The following is a 23,282-nucleotide window of genomic DNA, read 5'->3' on the forward strand; positions in this document are numbered from 1 at the left end:
TTCGGTCAGCAGGTTCGATTAGTCTCCTTTACGTGGTCAATCGCCACAACGAGATGATTCAACCTCTGACCTATCTACTCCAGCTACTTTCGCAACTGGAGTTTACCGCCGCACCTCTTACTCATCATGCCGTCTCCTTTGGAATAATTGGATGCGCGGCAAATTTTTCATTCACCTGCTTTCAAAGAACTGAGCAAGGACTATGCCAGCTTGCGAGTCATATCAGTCACACTGATATGACTATGGTTACTCTTCCTAATGTCGGGAACGGCGAAGCTGCACCATCCATTTTTCTGAATTTCGTTTTGGTTTTCGTTTTTCTAAAGCGAGCATTTCTCAAAGCCCGAAGCTAAAGCCAGAAAACTACGGCTGGCAGGCCGGTGGAAACGAAGCCGAGGGTGCCCTCAACGTGGCAGTATACCGGGCGTCAATATACTGCTGTGCTTGTTTATATCGTATCCAAACGCAAGGCAAGGGCTGCGTAATCAGGCCGGTCTGCCGAGGTCCGGTGAAAGTGACTCCGTAGGATTTGCCCAGCTTGAATCAAAAACACACCAGGCATTTGCAACGTGTCGCCGATGGGCAAACCGACCGGATGCCCATTTTTAATGCAGGATTCGAAGCCGCGCACCCAAACGCGCAGCCCCATCACCTGGCCCAAACCGCCGCGTTTCAGCTTGAATGCTTTGTAAAGTCTGGCCCCCGGATCACTCACGCGCGGCACATCGCCGAGGCCGTAACGCGCGAAAAGTTCTGCACCTTGTTGTTCATTGCCCATGTGCACGAACGCCAACTGCGTTCCGATCGCAGCGATGGCCGTGCGTTGTGCCTGCACATCGGCCAGCGCTTCGCGGCAGAACGTTCAACCCAGGTGGCGCAGAAAGACGAGCAGCAAGGGGCGCTCCGCCGAAAGCTCGGCGAGCGTCGTACCGAATTGCGTCCGTGCGGACGATAAGTCAGGTGTGGGTTGATGCATAAATGCCTCGCGTGATGTTCAAGCTGTCGCAGCCGCTTCGATGGTTGCCAGCCTTGCGCTGTGCAACTGCGGTGTCAGCGCGGCGGCGGTGAGCAGCACCAGCGCAATCCAAATCAAATCGGAAAGCAGCAGGTGCACAAGCTGCAACCAGGTGGGCGCGTGCAAGAGCAAATTGCTGATGCCCACAGTCAGTTGAAGCACGACCAACACGATCAACGAAATTGACAGCCAGTTCGTCCAAACGCTGGGCCGTTGCGCGCGAATCGTGTTGGCGACGAAGGCGAGCAATGTGCTGACGAAAAGCGCGATCAAGGGATGATAAAACCGCAAACGGATGAGCAGATGTGAGGTTGGCGACAGGTCTTGCTGCAAGCCTTCGGCCAGTGAGGTGACGGGGAAAAGTGTGGCGCCCAAGGCGGTGATGGCGCCGCTGACGCCCAAAATCAAAGTGCCCGCGAGTGCCGCCGTCAGCAGCCAGGCACTGTTGTCCTGTTTAGGTGGTGTTGTGGGTTGGGGTTGCTGGTCTTCGATGGCGGCCCACAGTGTTAACGTAAAAGCGCCCAGCATCAGGAAGGTGTTGATCAAATGGCCTGACATCCACAGCGCGCGGGCGCTGGATTTGTTTTCGGCGACATATTCAAACAACACCAGACCCGCGCCGACCAGCGCTTCGGTCAGGATGAAGAAGCCAGAAAAAAAGGCCCAGCGCCGCACGGCATGTCCGCGCTCGTAAGCGCGAAACGCCCAAGCGATTAGGCCTGCGACCAACAACAATGCGAGACCACTGGTCAGGCGGTGCGAATACTCAATCAGCGTTTGCAACGTGGGCGCGCGCGGAATGATTTCGCCATTGCAGAGCGGCCAATGGCTGCCGCAACCAGCGCCGGAACCCGAGGCGCGGACGTAAGCTCCCCAGGCGATCACGGCCAGGTTAAAGGCCAAGACCACACAGGCGTACTTCGCAAAACGATTCAGCTTCATGACGGCTTAAACCTCGCAAAGGAAGATAAAGATGATGCTCGCAGGCAGCATACACCCGGCAAGGTGGCGTCACCAAAAGTTGCGGTTCGAGTTAGCGAATTGCCGTGAATTACAACTCACGCGGGCTGACATATTGCTCGTAACGGCGCAGCGGTTCCCAGTTCGGATCGTAATCGAGCCGCGTTTCGGGCGCGCGCGCTTCGAGATTGACGACTTCGACGGCTTCGATAAAGAGGCGGTCAAGGCTCTCGATGGGGCTGCCGTTACGCACACAAGCGGCCAAATGCGTCTTGACGACTTTGGCGACCTGTTCACGCGTATCGTCAGAAAGTTTGCTGATCAATTTGACGGTTTGGTCGGATAACTTCGGTAAGGGTGCCTGAAATTTCATTGCTGCCTTCTCCTTTTTATGTGTGAGGGATGATAAGTCTGCTTTTTGCGCGTAAATTGAAACCGACTTGATAAACTGCTTGGGCCAAAATTTCAATAGCTTAGAAAAATAAATGCGCGCCAGGCTGAAATAAATGTTGTGGTCAAGCCATCTGTACATCACTTACGAGGCATTACGGCGCGCTTGCCGTAACACTGCGAATGCCGGGCTAAACTCTCTACACAAAAGGGATGAAAGAAACGCCTTCAATGCAAACACAGACTTTTCGACAAGAATCCGAGATCCATGCGCCGCCAGCGGCAGTCTTCGCCTGGCACGAACGGCCAGGGGCGATTGAAGAGTTGACGCCGCCCTGGGAACGGGTCGAAGTGTTGGAGCGGGCGCGTAATTTGCAAATTGGCGCGCGCATGGTTTTCAAAATTCGCAGCGGGCCACTATCGCAACTCTGGGTGGCGGAACACATTGAAGATGATCCGCCGCTTCTTTTCACCGATGTACAGCGGCGGGGGCCGTTCGCGTACTGGGTGCATCGCCATCGTTTTGAACCGTCGGCGTCAGGCCAGACGCGGATGATTGACGAGGTCGAATACGCGCTGCCGTTGGGCTGGCTAGGCGAACTGTTGGCGGGCTGGTTTGTGCGCGCGAAGTTGCAGAGAATGTTCGCCTATCGTCATCAAATCGTAACGCAGGCGCTGAGTCGTAACGAGTCTGCTGCCAAAGCGGATTAACCCATGCGGCTGGATTGCTGAGGTACACGTGGCTGTATTGTTTGCTGAACAAATCAAGAAAACCTATCAGGACGGGGAAGCGCCCTTCGCCGCCGTGCGTGACGTCAGCCTGACGCTTGCGGCGGGCGAATTCGTGGCGTTGATGGGCCCCTCCGGCTGCGGCAAGTCTACGTTGTTACATTTGTGCGGTGCGATGGAACGCCCGACGAGGGGCCGGTTGGAAATCGAAGGCCGCGACCTAAGTCAGTTGAATGACGATCAGTTGACGCGGTTACGGCGCGAACGGCTTGGTTTCGTCTTTCAGTTTTTCAACCTGTTGCCGACGCTGACGGTGATCGAAAACATCGCGTTGCCGCTGCAATTGGCTGGCGCTGACACGCGCCAAGCCGAAACACGCGCACAAGCATTGGCCGACCGCGTAGGCCTGAGCCACCGTTTGCGCCATTACCCGCAGCAGCTTTCCGGCGGTGAACTGCAACGTGCGGCGATTGCGCGGGCGATTTTGCATCAACCGGCGCTGCTGATCGCCGACGAACCGACCGGTAATCTGGATTCGGAAAACGGCGCGCGCGTGCTGGCGTTGCTGGACGAACTCAATCGCGAAATGGGCGTGACGATGTTGCTGGCGACGCACAGCGCCGAAATTGCCGCTGCCGCCCAGCGCGTCGTTCACATGCGCGATGGCTTGATTGAAAAGATCGTTGCAGGCCGCGCCTCTTCAGCACAAATGGCGGAGTTGCATGCGGCAATTTAACCGGCTGTTTGCCCAATTCATCATCCGCCACCTACTGCAAGAACGGTTGCGTTCGGCTGCAACCATTCTCGGTATTGCGCTCGGCATCGCCGTCATCATCGCCATTCAATTGACCAACGCCAGTTCGGTGCGCGGTTTTGCCAAAGCGCTCGAAACGATGTCGGGTAAGACTTCGCTCGAAGTCTTCAATGCCGGGGGCGCGGGCTTGGGCTTTGACGAATTGCGTCTGCGCGATTTGGGTTGGTTACGCGCTTACGGGCAAATCAGTCCCGTGATCGAGGGCGATGCCGATGTGAAAACTGGCCCCAGCACGCGCGAAAGCGTGCGCGTGCTGGGCGTAGACATCCTGCGTGACCGTTCTTTTCGCGCTTACAGCCTGCTGGAATTCGCCGCGAAAGGGCGCCAGCCCAGTCGCCAGGAATTTCTGACGCTGCTCATTGATCCGCACGCCGTCATCCTGACCGAAAAATTCGCGCGGCGACACGGCTGGCAAGTCGGCAGCACGGTTGAAATGACCTGCGCCGATCAAGCGGAAAACTTTGTCGTGCGCGGCTTGCTGAAAGACGAAGGCGTGGGACGGACGCTGGATGGCAACTTCGCTTTGATGGACATCGCTGCCGCCCAGTTGGCGTTTCAGCGGTTGGGGCGGATTGATCGGCTGGATGTGTTGCTACAGGCAGACCAAGCGATTGACCTTGCCGAAGAGCAGATCAAACAGCGCTTGGCGACGAACGAAACGTTGCGGGGCTTGCAAGTGCAACGCCTGGCGCGGCGCGGGCGGCAGATCGAAAAGATGCTCGAAGCCTTTCATTTCAACCTGACGGCGCTGTCATACATCGCGCTGCTGGTCGGGCTGTTTTTGATTTACAACACGGTTTCGATCTCGGTCATCACGCGGCGCGCTGAAATCGGCACGCTGCGCGCGTTGGGCGCGACCAGCCAACAAGTGCTCGTCTTATTCTTGGCCGAAGCCGCGTTGCTCGCCGTGCTCGGCTGCGCGCTCGGTGTGCTCTTCGGGCGGCTGCTTTCCTACGGCGCAGTCAAGCTGACGGCAACGACGGTCAACGCGCTTTATATCGCGACCGCCGCCGCGCCGCCGCCGTTGGAATTCAGGCATCTCGTCCTGGCGTTTGCGTTGGGCTTGCCGCTGGCCCTGCTCGCGGCCACGTTGCCCGCGTTGGAGGCGGCGCGCGTGACGCCGACGACGGCGATGCGCGGGCACGACCGGCTGGAATCGCGCTTCCGGTTGCGCGCCTTGTCTTGGGTCGCGCCCTTATTGCTGCTCGCCTTTACCTGGTGGTTCGCGCAGCAACGCGCCGTCGCGGGCCTGCCGCTGTTCGGTTATGCGGCGGCGCTCGCCATCGTATTTGGCGCGGCCTTGCTGGTGCCTGCGGTGTTGTTCGTCGTGGGGCGTTTGGGGCGGCGTCCGTTGACCGCGTTATTCGCCGTCGAAGGGCGCTTGGCGAACGCCAACTTGGCAGGCGCGATCCCACGGCTTTCGATTTCCGTCGCGGCGCTGGCGGTCAGCCTTTCGATGATGACGGCGGTGGCGGTGTTAATCGGCAGCTTCCGCGAAACGGTCGTGTATTGGGTCGAGCAAACTTTGCAGGCCGATTTGTATATGCGCCCGGCGGCGCGGCACAACGTCGCGACCGAGGCGACGTTTTCGCCCGCAGCCGTCGCGCAGGTGCGTGCGCATCCGGCAGTCGCGGCGGCAGAGGCCTTTCGCAATTTCGATGTGCCTTACGGCAGCGGACTGGTCACGGTCGGTGCGGGCGAATTCGGCGTCGTGTTGGCGCGCGGCAAGTTGCTCTTCAAAGACCCGGCTAACTTAGAGGCGGGCAAAGCGGCCATGCGCGGGGCGATTGGGCGCGACGCGGTGGTGGTGTCGGAAAGCTTCGCCATCAAGTATGACAAGCGCGTCGGTGACGTGATCACTTTGCCGACACCGCAAGGCGCGCGTACCTTTCAAATCGTCGCGGTGTATTACGACTATTCCAGCGATCGCGGCATTGTGGTGATGCAGCGCGGCACGCTGGCGAAATACTGGGGCGAGCAATTGCCGACTAGCTTGACTGCGTACCTAAAAGATGGCGCGAACGCCGATGCGGTGAAAGACGAGTTGTTGAAAGCTTTTGGCGAGCGTTATCGCGTGCTGATTTACACCAACACCGGCATCCGGCAGGAAGTCCTGCGCATTTTCGACAGCACCTTTGCGATCACCTACGCGCTGGAAGCCATTGCGATTTTCGTGGCGATTCTCGGCGTCGCCAGCACTTTGCTGACGCTGCTGCTCGAACGCAAACGCGAATTGGCGCTGTTACGCCTGATCGGCGCTGACCGGCAGCAGGTGCGCAAGATGGTGATGATCGAAGCGGCGTTGATCGGCGGTGTCAGCCAGAGCATGGGGCTGGTCGTTGGGCTGTTGTTATCGCTGGTGCTGATTTATGTGATCAACGTGCAAAGCTTCGGCTGGACGATCCAGTTTCATCTGCCGGTGCTATTTTTGCTGCAATCGTCGTTGCTGATTTTGGTAGTGACGACGTTGTCGGGCATTTACCCGGCGAATCGCGCGGCAGAGATGCATGCGGCGGCAGAGGTGAGCGAGGAATAACAATGGATGAGAACGTGGCTCAAAGCAAAAAGGACAAGAGTGGCAAGAAGAAGCAAAACAAATTCCTGGTTTTGCTTTCTTTGTTCTTTTGCCTTTTTTGTGTTTACTCGCGACTTCCCGCGCAAGGCTCGTCGGCAGGACAAGTCAATCCACCAGCGTCTGCGCAGTTGGCCGGTAATTGGAAACAAGCCTTGCCGCCGTACCAATTCAACTTTCCCGCCGCCCATGCCAGCCATCCCGAATACAAAATCGAGTGGTGGTATTACACCGGCAATTTGGCCGCGCAGGGTGGGCGGCGCTTTGGTTATCAACTGACCTTCTTCCGCATCGGTGTGGAGCGTATGCCACAAAATGCCTCGCGCTGGGCCGTGCGCGATTTGTACGCGGCGCATCTGGCCGTGACCGATGTGGCGGGTCAGCGCTTCCGCTTTGGCGATAAACTGAATCGCGCGGGCATTGGCTGGGCGGGCGCAGAGACCGCCACCTATCGCGTTTGGAACGAAGATTGGGAAGCGCGGCAGGACGTGAACGGCCAACATCTGTTGCGAGCGTTCGAGCGTGAGTTTGGCTTAGACTTACAACTGGCCGAGGGCAAAGTGCCCGTGGCGCACGGTGCGCGCGGCGTCAGCCAGAAAGGCACACAGCCCGGCAATGCCTCGCATTACTATTCGCTGACGCGCATGCCGACGCGCGGGACCTTGACGCTGAACGGCGAACGCATTCCGGTCGAAGGCGCAAGCTGGATGGATCACGAGTTCGGCACGAGCTATTTGGAACCCGCGCAACTCGGCTGGGATTGGTTCTCGTTACAATTGGATGACGGAACGGAACTGATGTTGTATCGCTTCCGGCGGCAGGACGGCGCGCGTGACCCGTTGTCGAGCGGGACGCTGGTCGCAGCCAATGGCCAAACAACCGGCTTGAAGTTCGATGCCTTTGCATTGACGCCCTTGCGCGAATGGCGTTCGGATAGCGGCGCGCGCTATCCCGTCGAATGGCGCGTGCAGATTCCCGCGCGCGAGTTGGAATTGATTGTGCATGCGGCCCTCGACCAACAAGAACTGCGCACCGAAGGCTCGACCGGCGTGAGTTATTGGGAAGGCGCCATCGAAGTCAGCGGCACGCAACGCGGGCGTGCAGTGACAGGTCGCGGATACTTGGAGCTGACCGGCTACGCGGGCCAGGCGATGGGGGCGGTAATGCAGTGAGCAGACGAGGCCAGGGATTCGGGGCGCGCGACTAGCTGTCTTTGTATCCGACGTAAGCCACGCCCAAAACCAAACCTAGCCCCCAGCCCCGAATCCCTACCCCTTGTCCTTACCTAAATTTTTGCGTTTTTTGCTCCGGAGGGGCAGTGGGCAGTGGCCGGGTATGGAATCCAATGTCCTTGAAATGCTCGTAACCGTGCGTGTTCAGCGGTCTGATTTCAGCGCCGGTGCGCAACAGAACTTTTGTTTGAGAGTCTGCCGCGACAATCTCGCCAATGCGCGTGAGCGGCAAGCCGCAAACTTGCGCCAGTTGCTGCAATTCGGCTTCGGCTTTGCCATTCGCCGTAAACAGCAATTCGTAATCCTCGCCGCCGCTCACGGCCAATTGAAACGCGGCGTGCGCTGCCGTAGCGATTAAGCCGACTTCTTTGGCCACGGGAACCGCAACTTGGTCTAGCACGGCGCTGACGTGGCTCGCTTCGCACAGGTGCTCTAAATCCTGTGCCAGTCCATCACTCACATCAATCATTGCATGCGCCAAGCCGCGTTCGCCTAAAAGTTGCCCGAACTCGCTGCGTGCCGCTGGCCGCAAGTGTGCGCGGAGCGCTTGCTGTTCCAGGCTCGTGCTGGTTTCGTCCACGCGCGCGCCACGCAACAACAACTGCAAGCCCGCTGCTGCTGCGCCCAAGTATCCGGTGACATAAATGCCATCGCCGATTTGCGCGCCGCTGCGCCGCAGCGCGCGCCCGGCCTCGCAATCGCCCAGCACGCACGAATCAATGGCCAACCCGTGCAGCGTCGCCGAAATGTCGCCGCCGATGAGCACTACGCCACGGCGTTCGGCGAGCGCGAAGTAGCCGTCAAAAAACGCTTCCCAAAATAAATCTGATCGAAGCGCTGCCGAAATTGCCAGCGTGAGCATGGCATAGCGCGGGACGCCGCCCATCGCGGCAATATCGCTGAGGCTGACGGCCAACGCCTTGTGACCGAGCCAGGCAGGGAGGGCGTATTCAAGTTTGAAATCAATGTCCTCGACCAGCATGTCTGTGGTAATCAGCAACTCGCGGCCAGCGCGTGGGCGAAAGACCGCCGCGTCATCGCCAACGCCCAACGACAATTCCGGCGCTGGCACGCGACTCTGTTGCACGCGTTCACGAATACGATTGATAAAAGCGAATTCGCCATTCATAGAAAAGTCCGCCATAGAAAAGTCCGCTTGAGCGGGCGTGATGTTTGTTTGCGCTGCCGATTGTGCAGAAACCAAAACAAGCAAGCAATCCACGCGCACGCCAAACCCGCGCGTCATTTTCCGCATTGGTCAGCCTGAACAACAGCCGCAGCCGTTCCAAATTTCAGTTTGTGGCAGTGTCGTGCTTGAGGGTCGAATGCTGGTGCCTGGCGCCTGATTCCTGCTAAGCCGAAAATCAGCCATCATTTTTAGCCTGGCGGGAATCGGGCGCCAGGCACCAGCATTCGGTTTAAGCCTCACTGGTCACTGCTCCCTTCAACTGAGATTGCAAACAATGTGACCGGCGCGTTTGGATGAGCGTCATGTAGGCAGCCAGATCAACTGGCGGCAGAATGATCATCAGTTCGTTAAGGGAGAAATGAAGATGAGCAAACGTCTTATTGTGGGCATTGTCGTGAGTGTATTCACCTTGGGTTTAGCAGCTTTGTATGCGCAAGACGGGCCGCCAGGCGGCAGACGTGGCGGCGGGCGCGAGATGCTGCGCATGTTTCCGTTGATGGCCGCACTCGATGCCGATGGCGACGGTGTGCTTTCCGCCGAAGAAATCAGCAATGCCGCTGCGGCTTTGCGCAAACTCGACAAAAATGGCGATGGCCAACTGACCGAAGAAGAACTCCGCCCCAACTTCCCGCCGGGCGGGCCGGGTGGCCCGGGTGGATTTGGCGGACGAGAGGGCAGAGGCCCTGAAGGAGCGGGCGGCCCCAACCCCGACGAAATGGTCAAGCAGTTGCTGGAATTCGATAAGAACGGCGATGGCCAACTCCAAAAGGCTGAAGTCCCCGAACGCATGCTCGGTCTGTTTGAACGCGGCGACACCAACAAAGACGGCGTGCTGAGCAAAGAAGAGTTACGCAAACTGGCCGAAACCCAAAGCCAAGGCGTAAGACGCGATGAACGCGACGAACATCGTGAAGGCGAGCGGCGTCCCCAGCGTCCGCAAGACAATTAACCGAACTCCCCATCAGACATCATCAAATTTGCGGGGCTCGCGGGGCTCAGGTTGGGCCCCGCCTAACTATCCGTTTGGCAATAAGCATGAAAATTCGATTTTTATTGGCAATTTGTCTGTGCGCGCTGGTATGCAACGGCAGCAGCAAACCGGCTGCGGCACGTGCGAACTGGCATGTCGCGCAATTTGAAAACGTGCTGGGCACTTCGCTCGAAATGAAGTTCGCCGCCGCTTCTGACGCAGTCGCCGCGCGCGCTGAAAATGCCGCGCTGGCCGAAATCGAACGCGTCTCGCACCTCTTGAGCGGCTATGAGCAAACCAGCGAATTCAACCGTTGGCTTAAAACGTCCGGCGAACCCGTGCGCGTATCGCCTGAGTTGTTTGAAGTGCTCAGCCTGTTTGAGCAATGGCGCGCGCAAACCAATGGCGCGCTCGATCCGGCGGCGCAGGTCGTCTCGACCTTGTGGAAGCAAGCCGCCGCACAACAACGTGTGCCGACCACGGCTGAATTGCAAGCCGCCGTCAGCGCGATTCGCCAACCGCATTATCGCCTCGACGCGGCGGCGCAAACGGCGACGCGCTTGAGCGCTGCGCCGTTAATTCTCAATTCATTTGCCAAAAGCTATATCGTGAATCGTGCCGCCGAGGCCGCGCTGGCTGCGGTGAAACTCGACGGCATCGTTGTCAACAGCGGCGGCGATTTGGTCGTGCGCGGCGCGCTGGCCGAACCCGTGCGCATTGCTGATCCCCAAGCCGATGCTGAAAACGATGCGCCGCTGGCGCGCCTGTTGATTCGCAATCGCGCCGTCGCCACCAGCGGCAATTACCGGCGCGGCGTCACGATCAAGGGGCAGTGGTATTCGCACATTGTTGACCCGCGCACCGCGCAACCCGTTGATCACGTCATCAGCGCCACCGTCGTTGCGCCGCAAGCCGCCGACGCGGGCGCACTGGCGACGACGTTCTGTGTCTTGCAACCCGCCGAAAGCGCCAAGCTGGCCGCGACGGTGCCAGGCATCGAGTATTTGCTGATTACCAAAACCGGTGAACGCATCGAAAGCAAAGGCTGGCGCGCCTTGGAAATGCCTGCCGCACCGCGCGCGCAGGCGGCGGCAAAATCGGCGGCGGCGCCGGGCGCACAGGCTTGGGATCAATCGTTTGAATTGGCGATCAACTTCGAACTGGCGCGCCTTGACGACATGCGCGCGCGGCGGCCTTATGTCGCGGTGTGGGTCGAGGACAAAGATCACTTCCCCGTGCGCACCATCGCGCTGTGGTATCAGAAGCCGCGTTGGTTGCCTGACCTGAAATCGTGGTCACACGGCGACCGTATGCGCTCAATGGCCGAGGGCACAGATTTGGCGAGTTCCGTTTCCAGCGCAACGCGCTCGCCCGGCAAGTACACGCTCAAATGGGACGGCAAAGACAACAGCGGCAAGTTCGTCGCGCCGGGCAAATACACCGTGTTCATCGAAGCGGCGCGCGAACACGGCACCTATCAACTGATGCGGCAGGAAATGGATTTCAAAGGCGTCGCCGCGCAAGCTAACTTGCCGGGTAATACCGAAATCACTGCGGCCTCGCTGGATTATCGCAAGAAGAGCCGTTGAGACTGCACGCATGGCTGAACAAAAATCGCATCACTATACGCACCTGCGGCATCAGGTCGCTTCGTGGGGACGCTGGCTGCACATTTACCTTTCGATGGCGAGCTTCGCCATCCTGTTTTTCTTTGCCGTGACGGGGTTGACGCTCAATCACACAGACTGGTTCAGCGCGCAACAACGCACGGCGCAACTCAAAGGCAACGTCGAGACCAAGTGGGTGCAAGTTGCCGATGCCGAAGTCAACAAACTCGCTCTCGTCGAACACCTGCGCAACACCCACGGCATCAAAGGAGCGTTGAGTGACCTGCGGCTCGACGACGCGCAATGCGCCGTTTCGTTCAAAGGGCCGGGTTACGCGGCGGATGCGTTTATCAATCGCGAGACGGGCGCCTACGAGTTAACCGAAACGCGCAGCGGCTTTGTCGCGGTTCTGAATGACTTGCACAAGGGCCGCGACTCGGGCCGCGTGTGGTCGTGGTTGATTGATCTTTCCGCAGTCTTGATGACGCTGGTTTCGCTCACCGGGATGCTGCTGATCTGGTTCGTCAAAAAGCGGCGGATGAGCGGGCTGATCTTGGCGGGCGTGGGCGCAGTGGTTTGCTATTTGGTGTATGTGATTTGGATTCCGTGACGGCATTGGGTGCGCCACCTGGGAGCGCAGGCGTCTCGCCTGCTGTAAAAGAAGCCGCGCAGCCTTCCTCATCCCTAACCTCGCGAGCGGCGAAAGCAGGGATAAGGAAGCTGCGCGGCTTCTATCTTTGCAGGCAAGGATGCCTGCGTACCCAGGGCTTTACTGCCCGCGCACGACGCCGCGCCCAATCTGCGTCGGCTTGACGATCTTTTCGGCCACGCGTGTGAAATCGGAGCGCTTGACCGCGCGCAACAAATCCGGCTGGTTCTCAATCTCAGAAGGTTTGCGCCCGACCAGCACGGCGCGCGCGTATTCGAGCGCCCGCAATTCATTTTGCTGCAAGTCAATGGCGTAAGAGCCAATCGTGAAATTGCGCCCGCGCTCAAACTCTTCATCCGTCGGCGCTTTGGAAATCAACAACGCAAATTCATCGCGCACCGTTTCAAACGCCTTTTGCTCGTTGGCAGGATCGGTCGTCAGGAAGGCATAGAACGCGCCTGATGCCAGCCGCAAATCGGGTTGCACGGCGACCGGATCGGTGATGCCCTGCTTGGCGCGCAATTCGTCAGGAAAGCGGCCCGTCGAAGTCAGTGCGCCGAGCATCCGCAGCACCAAATAATCCGCCGCATCTTTTTCCGCCGTGCGGAAGCCGATGGCTTGGGCAGTTTGCGGACGCGGGCGTTGTTCGATCATCTCTTGCGGCGGCATGGTCAGTGGCGGCAGATTGGCTTTCATCGTCTTGTCCAAATCGCCGCGTTTGAAGCCGTCGGAAAAGATGCGCGAGACCAGCGCCGAACCGTCGGTGTCACCGGCGATGATGACCAGCGGGAATTGCCGTTTGACGGTTTTAGCGTGCCAGGCTTCCAGCTTGTCTTCGGTCAGCCCTTTGATAACATCGGCGGAACCGAGACGCGGCAAGCCATACGGATGGCCGCCGGGATAGAGCGAGGCCCAGAGCAATTCGAGGGCGCGCGCTTTGGCGTTGTCGCGCAGTTTCAATTGATCGGCCAGCAGCGCATCGCGTTCGCGCGTCAGTTCAGGTTTGTCGAAATAAGGATTTTCCAGAATATCAATCAACAGCTTGACCGCCGGTTCGGCGTTGCGCGAAAGCACATCGAGCGTGTAGCCGAAAAAGTCTGGCTCGTTCACGACGCGAATGTCGCCGCCATAGCTTTCCAATTCAAGCGCGATCAAATCGCCCTTGCGCGAAGTCGTGCTGCGCAACATCGAACGCAGCATCAATTCGGTTGTGCCGTTGGTGGCGGCGTCTTCGGTCAAGCGCCCGCCTTGAAAGTAAACGCCGACCGTGAGTTTGGGCAGCGACTTGTCTTCGCGCACGTATGCGCGCGGCCCACGCAGGACAGAAAAGTCTTTGATTGGCTGGGGCAGTTCGGCAATCAACACGTTGCGGCCTTCGATCACGCCGCCGCGCTCTTCGCCTTGTTTGAAGGTTTTCAGTGCGACCGCCGGTTTGACCTCTTCGGGCTTGATGGGTTGCGCGGCGTTGGGCGCAAAGGTCACCACCAACTCGGCAAATTTGTCGGGCGTGAAAGTGCGCGGCGTCGCGGTGGCCGGTTCGTATTCGTGCACGCTGGTGTTGGCGAGCGTCAGGTATCTGGCCGCCGCCGCTTGCACCTGTTGCGCGGTGACGGCGCGCGTGCGTTCGACAAAGGTGTCGAGCGCGCGGTAATCGCCGAGCAGCGCATAGTAATTGCCCACCAAGGCCGCCTCTTCGCTTTGCCCGCCCAAGTCGTCAAAGTAGCGCTTTTCGAGCAAGGCTTTGGCGCGTTGCAATTCGCCCTCGCTCAGCAATTCGCGTTTGAATTTTTCCAATTCGCGGAAGTAATCGGCCTCGACGCGATCAATGCGGCCCGGTTCGACGCGCAATTGCACGGCGAACATCCCGACATTGGGCAGCGTGTAATAACTCGCGCCCGATTCGGTCGGCAAGCCCGAACGCTCGGGCAACATCTGCGCCAGGCGCGCGCCGCGACCCAAGCCGAGCGTGGCGGCCAGCACTTCCAATACGGCTTGTTCCTGCTGCGCCTCTTTCGTTTTATCCAACGCCGCCACGCGATAGCCGATGGTCACGAGCGTCTGGCTGATGTCGCCGCGTGTATTGCTGTAACGCAGCCTGGCTTGCGGCGCTTCTTCCAGCGTGCTCTGTGTTGAAGGCGTCGGCGTCGGCGTCGGTGTCGGAGTGGGCGTCGGCGTCGGTTTGCCTTTGGCGGGCGCGGGCGTGGGCGTTGGTTTGGGTGTTGGCGCGGGCTTGTTCAAATTGCCAAAGGTCATTTGTATTTGTCCAGCGGCCTGCACGGCGAAAATGTCGCCGACCAGCGTCAGCACGATGTATTGCGGTTGATAATGTTCCTGCCAGAAAGCCAGCACCTGTTCGCGCGTCACGGTTGAGAGCATCGTCTCGTTCACGCTGCGCCCGCGTTTCAAGCGGTGCGTCGTGAAGGCGGTGGCGAACATGCGATCCAAGCCGTAAGCATCCAACCGCTCGGTCTGGCGCTTGCTTTCCTGCGCCATCCCGGCGGCGACCTGCTTCAATTCCCTTTCGTCAAAGGCCGGGTTGAGCATCAAGTCGGTCAGCAATTCCAGCATGCCGTTCAGGCTTTCGGCGGGCGCAATGAGGCTGAACGAAGCGTGATCGTAATCGCTCTCGGCTTGCAGCACCCCGCCCAAACGCGCGGCTTCTTTTTCAATCGTGCCCGCCGGACGTTTGGCCGTCCCGCGCAAAATCAGGCGCTGGACGAGTTGCGCCAGGCCTGCCTGTTCGTCGGTTTCGCTCAGCGTGCCGACTCTGACCAGCACATTGATGGCGACCAGCGGCGTGGCGTGGCGTTCGCGGATGAGTATGTGCATCCCGTTTTTCAGCACGCAGCGCGTGGTGATGCCGTCAATATCGAAGCGCAACAATTTGCCGCCGTCGGGCGGATTGAGCACGGTTTTCGGAATGTTGACAGCAGGTGCTGGCGCTTTGGGCGGCGGCGGCGGCGTATTGCGCCCGCGCCCACTTTGCGCATGAGCCAGCACAGAGAAACTAAGAATGAAAGCGATGAGTTGGTGACGCATGCTAAAAACCTTTTGCTTTGGAATTACCGCAATCGTTGAACGGCTGCACGCCCGATTGCTTGCCCAATTTAGCATAGCCAGGCGTCAAATACGGCTTGGCTGAAGTAGCGCAACCCGCCGAGGTTGCGCCGCTCATTAACTACGATCAGGGTTACGCTGTCCACATGACGCTACTGATGAAGCAGCGCAACCTCGGCAGGTTGCGCTACTATTGCGGCGGCATTCAGGGTCGGATGATTTTACAAGTGCCCCAATGTGCGGAAGAATGCAGCAGCGAATTACGGCTAATCGTAATTTCCGAAATACTGACAGAGGAGTCAAAACATGGCTGATACCAACAACCGCTCGGCAATCATCGAAACCAACAAAGGCACGATCACCTTTGAATTGTTTGAATCCGACGCGCCGATTACGACCGAAAATTTTATCACCCTGGCCGAACAGGGCTTTTATGACGGACTGACCTTTCACCGCTATGTCGCCGATTTCGTCATCCAGGGTGGCTGTCCGCAAGGCACGGGCACGGGCGGTTCGGGCCGCAACATCCCACTTGAGGTCAAAGCCCATTTGAAACATGGTGAAGCGGGCGGGGTGGCAATGGCGCGCTCCCAGCATCCTGACAGCGCCAGTTCGCAGTTTTACATCACGCTTGCGCCCGCGCCGTTTTTGGACATGCAATATGCTGTTTTTGGGCGTGTGACTGACGGTCTGGATGTCGCGTTGAATTTGCGCCAGGGCGACAAGATGACCAAAGTCACCATCGCCGATGCGTAAGCAAGCATGCGGCTTAACTCGAAAAGGAGAAAGGCTAACCACGTGCGGGTTAGCCTTTCCTGTTTCCTGGGTACGCACCGCTGCCAGCGTGCAGGACTGATTCAGAAGTACAGGGGGTTCGACTGTGCTCACAGCCGAGTCGGCACGCTGGCAGCGGTGCGTACCCAGGCTAGGGCTTATCTTTCTTCCGCAACTTGTCGAAGACGCCTTTCAACAAATCCGCCGGTTTCGTCGCCGGCGTCGGCTTTGTTTCCGCCGGTTTATTCGGGTCTGCCTGCGGGGCGTCAGGTTTGGTTGGATTAATCTTTTTCTTGAGTTGATCGAACAGGCTCTCTTTCAATTGCGCCGTCGCGCGTTTTTGCAGCAACGCGGAATTCAGGCCGAAACTCGGCTCTTTCAACGATCCTGAGACCTTCAGCGGCAAGGCCAGCACGCCTTGATCCACAAAGAAATTGCCAAACAGCGCAGACAGCCCGGCAGGCGCTTTGGCCGCTGTCGCGCTGCCAGTCGTTGCGTCGGCGCTGGCCGCGTTGCCCGGTAAGAAACGCTTGGTCAACGCCGCGCTGAGCCGCACCAGCAGGTCATAATTGATCGTTGGCACGGCTCCCAATTGCATCGCGCCGTCACCGTTGACCTGTATGTCATCCATCACAATCTGCAACGCATCCATCGTCAGCCGTCCCTGCTCAAAACGCAGATTGGTTTTCAGCGAACGGAAGGCCGTGCCCGCGCCGCCCGTAGGCAGGTTGGTGAACTTGCCCAACACCTCGACCTGTTTCATCAAATCGAAGCTCGTGAATTTGCCGTTGTTGATGGCAATCGCGCCGTTGCCGACGAGCGATTGCGCCAACTGCTCGCCCGCGTGACCGCGCCCGCGCACGTCAATCGAACCGTCGGCCTGCCCATAAATCGCGCTCGGCTGCCCGCCCGACGACAGCAGTTGATTGATGTTCAAATTGTTGAAGCGGCCTTGCAACCCGACGGCGGGCGGATTTTGCGCCTGATCAATGCGCAGCGTGCCTTGATAGCTGCCGCCGAAAGCTTTGAGCGTGACCGGGTCGAGCGTCGTCACCTGATTGACCAATGTGACGTTGCTGCTCACGTCGGTCGCGGTCAGCGTTTCAAGCTGCAACTTGCCGACGGAAAGTTTGCCTTCGGCGCGCATATCATTGCCTGCCGCCTGGCGCTTGGGCGCGTTGTCCGTCGCGCCGCTTTCATTCAAGGCCTGCTGCAATTCGGCGACGTTGAGTTGATTGGCTTGCAGATCAAAGGCGACCAACGATTGCGCAAAGGATTTGATTTGCACCCAGCCCGCCGCCTGACTTGCGCCGAGTTGCGCTTGCAAGTTGTCGAGCCGCGCGCTGTCGCCGGTGAAATTCAAATTGGCGTTGGCGATTTCCAGCGGTTTTTTTAGTTGCGCCGGTTGCAAACGCACGCCAGACAATTTGCCCTGCCCGTTGATTTGCAACGCGCGACCCGCCTTGCCCAGGTTCGTCTCCAGCGTCGCGGTCAGCGAAGCCGTGCCGCTGCCGCTGGCGTTAGGCCGCGCGCCAAAGGCTTCAGCAATATGCAGCAGGTCGCCGACCTGGGCGTTGCTGGTGGCAAGTTCCAGATGCGCGCGCGGCGCTTGGTCGAGTGGGCCGTAATTGCTCAGCGTCAGCCCTTTGAAATCCACCGTGGTTTGCGAAAGGGTCGAGCGAAACGGCGCGGCGGTGATCGTTTGCGGTGTGCAATTCAATTTCAGTTCGCTGACTTGCATGGCTTGCGGCAATTGGGCGCTTTGGAATTTCAGGTCGCGCACTTCGGCCTGGCCCTGCAAGGCGACGTTTTGCGAATTGCCAGTGGCGCGCAATTTTATCGTCGCCGCGCCACTGGCCTTGGTTCCGGCGGGCGGGCCAAAGCCCAGCGCGTAAGCCGATTCGAGCAAGCTGTCGAGCGCGATGCGGTCGCCTTGCAGTTGCAAATCGTAAGTCGGGTGCGCGGGCAATTGATTGATTTGCCCGGTGACGCTGACGGCGGTTTTGCCCAGCGTGAGATCGCCTTGTTCGATCTGCACGCCGATGTTGGTGGCGCCCGTGGCGTCTTTAACAGACTTGGCGATGAGTTTGAATTTGGCTGCGAGCGGCGTGCGGGCCGGTTCGACAGCGGCGACGAAGCGCCATTGTTCGGCTTTGAATTGTCCGCTGGTTTTCAATCCGTCCGCCAATTTGCCCGCGATTTCAGCGTCTACGGTGAGCTTGCCCGCGTGTGCGCTTTGCTCGCCCAGCAACGCTTCGAGGCTGGCGAGTTCGACCTGTTGCAGCTTCACCCGCGCGTCCAGCGGCGTTTGCGTGGCGTCTTTGGCGTCGAGCGGCCCCGCCGTGCCGCTGATTTGCAATTGGCCCGCCTGTGCGCCCGGCATCGTCACACCGAGTTCAAAATCGAAGGCGCGGCGCGGCGCAAAACCCGCGAGCATGAGATTCACGCCGCTATAGGTTTTCTCGACCGGCGGCGTCAGCGTGCGGTCAATCAATTTGAAGCTGCCGTTGGTGACGCGCAAATTCAACGGCGCTGGTTCAGCCTCACCGCCCGCCGCTTGCAGCGGTTTGAGCGTGCTCCAGTTCCACTTTTCCGGCGTCGCCTTGATCAACGTCACGACGGGTTCGATCAACTCCAGCCCCGCCACTTGCGGATTGCCGCGCAAGAGCGACAGCCAGCCCAGCCGCAAGCGCACGGCTTTGGCCTGCACAAAGGCGCCCGACGCAATTTGCGGATCATCGCCGATTTGCACGTCATCCACATTGACGTTGAGCAGCGGCCAAACGTGCAAGCTCAGCGCACCCAAGCCGACCTGGCGGCCCAACCGCTGTTCGAGTTGGCCGGCGATTTGCGGGCGGTAATTGTTAATGTTGATCAGATGCGGCAGGGCCAATGCGCTTAGCAACAACAAACCAAGCAGGGCGGCCAAGCCCAGGGCTGGTTTGAACCAGCGGCTGGCGCGCAACGATTTCCAAGCGGCGGGGCTAGTCATGATCTTCCTCAACAGTCAGGGGAGTTATCACAGATATGTCTATGCGCAGCTTACTCTCAACCGGCTCGAAATGACATGCGCACATGCCGCCGCGCGTCAAAATCCTGCCGACGCACAAATTGATTTTCGCAAACATGGGCGTGCGCTGGTGAATGAAAAAACTGCTGCGTAAAAGCAGCACGCGAATACTTGGCAAAACGTGCCAGCGCGTAACAAATACACGCCCAGCGTGTAGAAAGGTAAAGTTTCGCCTTTGCATGACTGCGCTTACTCCTTGTCCGGGTTGACGCTGTACCGCGCTAACATTTCTTTTTCCTGGTTCGGCCAAAAGACAAATCACCCAATAAAAATAGGCATTTTGCCCAGTTGTTGCCTTCCTTTTCCGAAGTGACTTAACAAAGCCATATCGTAGTGCCAACGCAATGGCACACTGGTTGCGAATGTGTATGGCGTCAGTCAACGAGTAGTTGGCGTTAGGTGAGGCGCAGGGTCGTGCGCAAGAAACAGGTGAGTTTGAATAACAAAAGTTGAAGTTGACGTTACAGCAAAAGTTGTGCGGGTCTATCGGTTTTCAGACAAGGCGCAACGATTCGCATTTGATATGGGGATGCCAAAGGCGAATCGGGAAAACCGTTGCTGGGGTGAGCGACGATTCTCGTCTGAAGGCCGGTAGGCCCGGCAATCCTCTCAAGCCAATCGGCAAAGCCATTCGGTGAGGTAACAAGCTATGGCTACGAGAGAGAACAACAAACAGGCTGGACACGCTGGGAATTTGGTTTTGATTGCCGACGATAACGCTGATGTACAGGCGGTGCTCGGCATCTTGTTGCGCGGCGCTGGGTTTCAAACGGTCACAGCGTTTGATGGTGAAGAGGCCGTGGATGTGGCGGCGCAAACGCAACCTGATCTGGTTTTAATGGATATTGTTTTGCCGCGTCTGGATGGTCTGACGGCGGCCCGCAGGATTCGCAAGCTCGCGGGGATGGAGCGCGTCCCGATTGTCGGTTGTTCGGCTTACGAACCGGAAAACCCGGAGAACGAAGCAGAAGCCGAAAGCACGCGCACCCAATACGGGCAATTGAATGCGTTTCTGCGCAAACCTACGGATTTTTCTACGCTGCTCACGGTAATGCAGTACCTCCTTGAGCAGCCTCCTCTGGCTCAGACCGGTTTTCACTGACCGGACTGACCAATGCCCTCCCCAACACTCCCGCCTTTCCGCTCGTGTCGTCCTCTCGGACAAAAAATGGGGAACGTCGTAAGAGTCGCAACGACGTTCCCCAACCGCTTTTCAAGCCTGCCTGAACAAACTAATTCTTCTTTTCCGCCGGTTTCTTTTCGGCTTTCTTTGCGCCTGCGGCCACGGTCATGTCGTTCTTGACCTGTTTTGCGCCGCAGCCTTTGGCATAGCGTGTCGCCGCACCTTTTGCGCCGCCATTCTTGGCCTCGCCCGTAATGGTCGCCGTGCCACCGCTGACCGTCACGCTGGGCGGTTTGTCTTTCAAACTCGCCGCCCCGGCGAATTTATCCTGAATGCATTTGAGAATGTCGGCGTCCGCCGTGGGCAGCGCCGCTTTGGCTTTGGCGGCTTTCGGCTTGGCCTCGGTTTTTTTCTGCATGTCCTGCGCCATGACGTTGCATGTAAGCAGGACAAACACTGCAATGGTCAATACAGCATTGATTCGTTTCATTTAGATCTCTCCATGGTTAATCGAAAAGGGTTAGTCGAAGGAACCGGGACACGCAATCAATGGCACGCTGCGTTTCCCGCTGAGTCCGCGCAATTCTCAAAACCTGCTGGGTATGTTCGGCTCTTGCTGAATCTCATGCGGCTTTGGATTTGCGAGTCGCATTGTGCAGACATTGTTGTTTTTTGGCAATGCCGCTTGGCTTTGGTCAGGACTTTTGCAAACCTCTCAAATGACCTTTGCCCCTTTGGAGCAGTTTGCAATCGAGTTTACGGCAAAGGCAGATGCCCCGTGTCAGTCAAGGAGAACGGCAGCGGCTTCGTGCTGCGCATGCGCCGCAACCGCCGAAACACGAGCAGATGCCCGAACCACGCCGCTTGCACCAAAAACGCGGGCAACCAGACCCAGGGCCAATCGGCGATGAACGTATTCGCCGGTTCATTGAAAAAACGGCGTAGCGGCAGCGGAGCCGAGAGTAAGGCGATGGTAACGATGTTGATGAGCAGCGCGAGACCGATCAGGTTGAACGCCCAAAGCGCCCAGTGCGGCAGCGCTGTGCGTTTGCTCCAGAGCAGCAAGAGCAACGCCAGCGTGCCGGTGATAATGTCGAAGTTGCGCCCGGCATAAGTCATTTGCACTGGGACGACGTTTTCCTGATAGAGCCGATGCAACAGCCATTCGAGCGGCAGCCGAAACACTTGAAACCCGATCAGCCAGCCGATAGGGAGGCCTTCGATCAAACGTGTGCCATAACTCGAAAACGCCAGCCACGTCGTCAGCAAGAAGGCTGAAACCAGCAGCAAGGGGAATCGCGGCGGGCGGGCGGTGAAATCGTGCAGCCAGCCGCTCAATGCAAGCGCCGCCGGTACAGCCAGCCAGACCAGCAAAATGAAGAGGACGTTGCGTGTCCACCGATTCGTTGTCGCAGCCGTTTCGCTGTCAGCAGCGGCCTGGCGCTGGCCTATCCACCAGCAACCGGCGACGAACGCGACGAGCAGTAAAAAGACTATTTGAGAGAGAGTAGATGCTTGGGACATTAGTCTTTCCTTGTGTTTGGGTCTTCGGATTTCGCAGGGCGGCGTAGAGCAGGTCGGGAACCTGCTCTACGCATTGTATGGTTAAGGTCGCTGCATCCAGAAGTCATAAAAGCCATTGCCGCTGTAGGCATAAACCCTCCACATGTAATAGCCCGGTATGCCGTAAAACGAGATGTCTTCATTCGGCGTAGGGCTTTCAGAACTGGCGACGATCACCCATTGTGTACCGTTCCACCACCAGAGATACAAATCGAAATCCGTGCCTTCGGGGGCGCGTAATGATCCTCTGTGAGAGCCGTAAGAAGCGCTGTAGTAATACGTCCCGTTCGGCTCGAAAGACTCCTGCCCCTTGAATAGCAGACCTGTGTAATGCTCGCTATTACCGCCGCCACCGTTATCGGCGAATTGCGCAAAAAGCAATTTGTCAGGTGAACCCGGTCCGGCCTCGCTGACCGCGCCCGCCGTGGCGTTGTCGAGCAGCGCGCGATTGACCTCGGCGGGTGTCGCATTAGGGTGGGTTTCGAGGTAAAGCGCCGCCGCGCCCGCCACGTGCGGCGTCGCCATCGAAGTGCCGCTCATGACCTGCGTGGCGTAATCGTTCGCAATGCCCGCGCTGGTGATCCCCGAGCCAGGGGCGAAGATGTTTACGCAGGCGCCGTAATTGGAAAACGAAGAGCGCACATCGGCATTGGTTGCGGCGCCCACGGTGATGGTGCCTTCGGCGCGCGCGGGCGAAACGTTGCACGCATCCTGATGATCGTTCATGGCGGCTACGACGAAGGTCACACCTGCCGCGATAGCGTTTTTCACGGCGGTATCCATGGCCTGGCTTACCGGGCCGCCGCCGCTCAGGTTGGCGATGGCGGGTTTAATGTGATTGGCCGTCACCCAATCTACTCCTGCGATCATGTCCGACATATTCCCCACGCCCTGGCAGTCGAAGATGCGCACGGCATAAAGGTTCACTCCCTTGGCTACGCCATACGTTGCGCCGCCAATCGTACCCGCGACGTGCGTGCCGTGCCCGTGACAATCGTTGATGCCATTTCCGTCATTGACCGCGTCGAAGGCGGGCGTCACGCGCCCATTGAATTCCGTATGCGTCGCGCGAATGCCAGTGTCAATCACATAAACATTCACGCCGCGCCCGGTCGTGTTGTAAGTGTAGCTGTTGTCCAGCGGCAGTTGGCGCTGATCTATGCGGTCAAGTCCCCAGGTAGCGTTGCCTTGCGTCAGATTTTCCGGCGTGGTTTCGTCCGGCGTAAGTGGCTCAACGCCGACTTCGGTGTCTTCTTCGACATAGGCAACACGCGGGTCTTGGCTGAGCGCCAGGGCCTGCGCCTCACTCATTTCCATCACATAACCGTTGAGCGCGTGTTGGTACGTCCGCCTGATCTGCGCGCCATAACCGGCCTCAAGCGCGCCGCCAATGGCCGCGACCGAGGCTTCACGCGCGAAGCTATTCACAGCCTCAGCGTGCAAAACGACGATGTAGCGATTGGCGATGGCTCGCGCATTGGCGTGTTTGCGAAATTTGGTCTGCACGACTTGCGCTTGAAACTTGGCCTGGCCGTGCACCGGCGTGAGTCTGGGCAACGCCGCCCACA

Annotated in this window: 19 protein-coding genes; 10 read left to right on the plus strand and 9 right to left on the minus strand. The window is 58.6% G+C overall.

The genetic code is table 11. The annotated features are described in order from the left end of the window. Positions 1–448: 448 nt before the first annotated feature. From HY011_03140 to HY011_03150, 3 genes are all read right to left on the minus strand, one after another. Positions 449–793, minus strand: a complete 345-nt coding sequence (locus HY011_03140) for a hypothetical protein (protein MBI3421908.1) — start codon at positions 791–793, stop codon at positions 449–451. A gap of 201 nt (positions 794–994) precedes the next feature. Next, on the minus strand, positions 995–1,957 hold the full coding sequence (locus HY011_03145) for a COX15/CtaA family protein (protein ID MBI3421909.1): 963 nt from the start codon (positions 1,955–1,957) through the stop codon (positions 995–997). A 109-nt stretch (positions 1,958–2,066) separates the two neighbouring features. Beyond that, positions 2,067–2,348, minus strand: coding sequence for a hypothetical protein (locus HY011_03150; protein MBI3421910.1), 282 nt, complete (start codon positions 2,346–2,348; stop codon positions 2,067–2,069). Positions 2,349–2,596: 248 nt separating this feature from the next. Here HY011_03150 and HY011_03155 point away from each other — a divergent pair, with 248 nt between their 5' ends. From HY011_03155 to HY011_03170, 4 genes are read left to right on the plus strand one after another with little or no spacing between them, the layout of a single operon-like run. Further along, the gene (locus tag HY011_03155; protein MBI3421911.1) at positions 2,597–3,076 is read left to right on the plus strand and encodes an SRPBCC family protein; all 480 of its coding nucleotides are present in this window, start codon (positions 2,597–2,599) and stop codon (positions 3,074–3,076) included. Between the two features lie 13 nt (positions 3,077–3,089). Further along, positions 3,090–3,830 carry an ABC transporter ATP-binding protein gene (locus tag HY011_03160; GenBank protein MBI3421912.1) on the plus strand — a complete coding sequence of 247 codons (741 nt, stop codon included), beginning with the start codon at positions 3,090–3,092 and terminating at the stop codon, positions 3,828–3,830. Then, entirely contained in the window at positions 3,817–6,444 is a 2,628-nt protein-coding gene (locus tag HY011_03165; GenBank protein ID MBI3421913.1) for an ABC transporter permease, read from the plus strand. Before HY011_03160 ends, HY011_03165 begins: the two co-directional genes overlap by 14 nt. Before the next feature lie 2 nt (positions 6,445–6,446). Next, entirely contained in the window at positions 6,447–7,652 is a 1,206-nt protein-coding gene (locus HY011_03170; protein ID MBI3421914.1) for a carotenoid 1,2-hydratase, read from the plus strand. Between the two features lie 109 nt (positions 7,653–7,761). Here the strand turns inward: HY011_03170 and thiL are convergent, their stop codons facing one another. Next, positions 7,762–8,856, minus strand: a complete 1,095-nt coding sequence (gene thiL / locus HY011_03175; protein ID MBI3421915.1) for a thiamine-phosphate kinase — start codon at positions 8,854–8,856, stop codon at positions 7,762–7,764. A gap of 409 nt (positions 8,857–9,265) precedes the next feature. Here thiL and HY011_03180 point away from each other — a divergent pair, with 409 nt between their 5' ends. From HY011_03180 to HY011_03190, 3 genes are all read left to right on the plus strand, one after another. Continuing rightward, complete coding sequence (locus tag HY011_03180; GenBank protein ID MBI3421916.1) at positions 9,266–9,850, plus strand: hypothetical protein; 585 nt, start codon at positions 9,266–9,268, stop codon at positions 9,848–9,850. A gap of 86 nt (positions 9,851–9,936) precedes the next feature. Next, the gene (locus tag HY011_03185) at positions 9,937–11,460 is read left to right on the plus strand and encodes a DUF2271 domain-containing protein (protein MBI3421917.1); all 1,524 of its coding nucleotides are present in this window, start codon (positions 9,937–9,939) and stop codon (positions 11,458–11,460) included. A 10-nt stretch (positions 11,461–11,470) separates the two neighbouring features. Next, entirely contained in the window at positions 11,471–12,088 is a 618-nt protein-coding gene (locus HY011_03190) for a PepSY-associated TM helix domain-containing protein (GenBank protein ID MBI3421918.1), read from the plus strand. A 159-nt stretch (positions 12,089–12,247) separates the two neighbouring features. Here HY011_03190 and HY011_03195 read toward each other — a convergent pair whose 3' ends face one another. Further along, on the minus strand, positions 12,248–15,166 hold the full coding sequence (locus HY011_03195) for an insulinase family protein (protein MBI3421919.1): 2,919 nt from the start codon (positions 15,164–15,166) through the stop codon (positions 12,248–12,250). 324 nt (positions 15,167–15,490) lie between these two features. Between HY011_03195 and HY011_03200 the strand changes: the two genes are divergently transcribed. After that, positions 15,491–15,940, plus strand: coding sequence for a peptidylprolyl isomerase (locus HY011_03200; protein ID MBI3421920.1), 450 nt, complete (start codon positions 15,491–15,493; stop codon positions 15,938–15,940). Between the two features lie 169 nt (positions 15,941–16,109). Here HY011_03200 and HY011_03205 read toward each other — a convergent pair whose 3' ends face one another. After that, a complete protein-coding gene (locus tag HY011_03205) occupies positions 16,110–18,950 on the minus strand; it encodes an AsmA family protein (protein ID MBI3421921.1) in 2,841 nt (946 codons plus the stop codon). On the opposite strand from HY011_03205, the gene HY011_03210 reads away from it, so the two are divergent. Both HY011_03210 and HY011_03215 read left to right on the plus strand, forming a co-directional pair. Beyond that, the gene (locus HY011_03210; GenBank protein MBI3421922.1) at positions 18,949–19,122 is read left to right on the plus strand and encodes a hypothetical protein; all 174 of its coding nucleotides are present in this window, start codon (positions 18,949–18,951) and stop codon (positions 19,120–19,122) included. The genes HY011_03205 and HY011_03210 overlap by 2 nt on opposite strands. 555 nt (positions 19,123–19,677) lie before the next feature. Further along, positions 19,678–20,130, plus strand: coding sequence for a response regulator (locus HY011_03215; protein ID MBI3421923.1), 453 nt, complete (start codon positions 19,678–19,680; stop codon positions 20,128–20,130). Positions 20,131–20,260: 130 nt separating this feature from the next. On the opposite strand, the gene HY011_03220 is transcribed toward HY011_03215, so the two are convergent. The 3 genes from HY011_03220 to HY011_03230 form a co-directional block, all read right to left on the minus strand. After that, complete coding sequence (locus tag HY011_03220) at positions 20,261–20,641, minus strand: BON domain-containing protein (GenBank protein ID MBI3421924.1); 381 nt, start codon at positions 20,639–20,641, stop codon at positions 20,261–20,263. A 266-nt stretch (positions 20,642–20,907) separates the two neighbouring features. Beyond that, positions 20,908–21,675 carry a hypothetical protein gene (locus tag HY011_03225; protein ID MBI3421925.1) on the minus strand — a complete coding sequence of 256 codons (768 nt, stop codon included), beginning with the start codon at positions 21,673–21,675 and terminating at the stop codon, positions 20,908–20,910. Between the two features lie 81 nt (positions 21,676–21,756). After that, entirely contained in the window at positions 21,757–23,031 is a 1,275-nt protein-coding gene (locus HY011_03230) for a S8 family peptidase (GenBank protein MBI3421926.1), read from the minus strand. Positions 23,032–23,282 lie beyond the last annotated feature (251 nt).

It is taken from the genome of Acidobacteriota bacterium (assembly GCA_016196035.1).
Taxonomy (GTDB): Bacteria; Acidobacteriota; Blastocatellia; order RBC074; family RBC074; genus JACPYM01.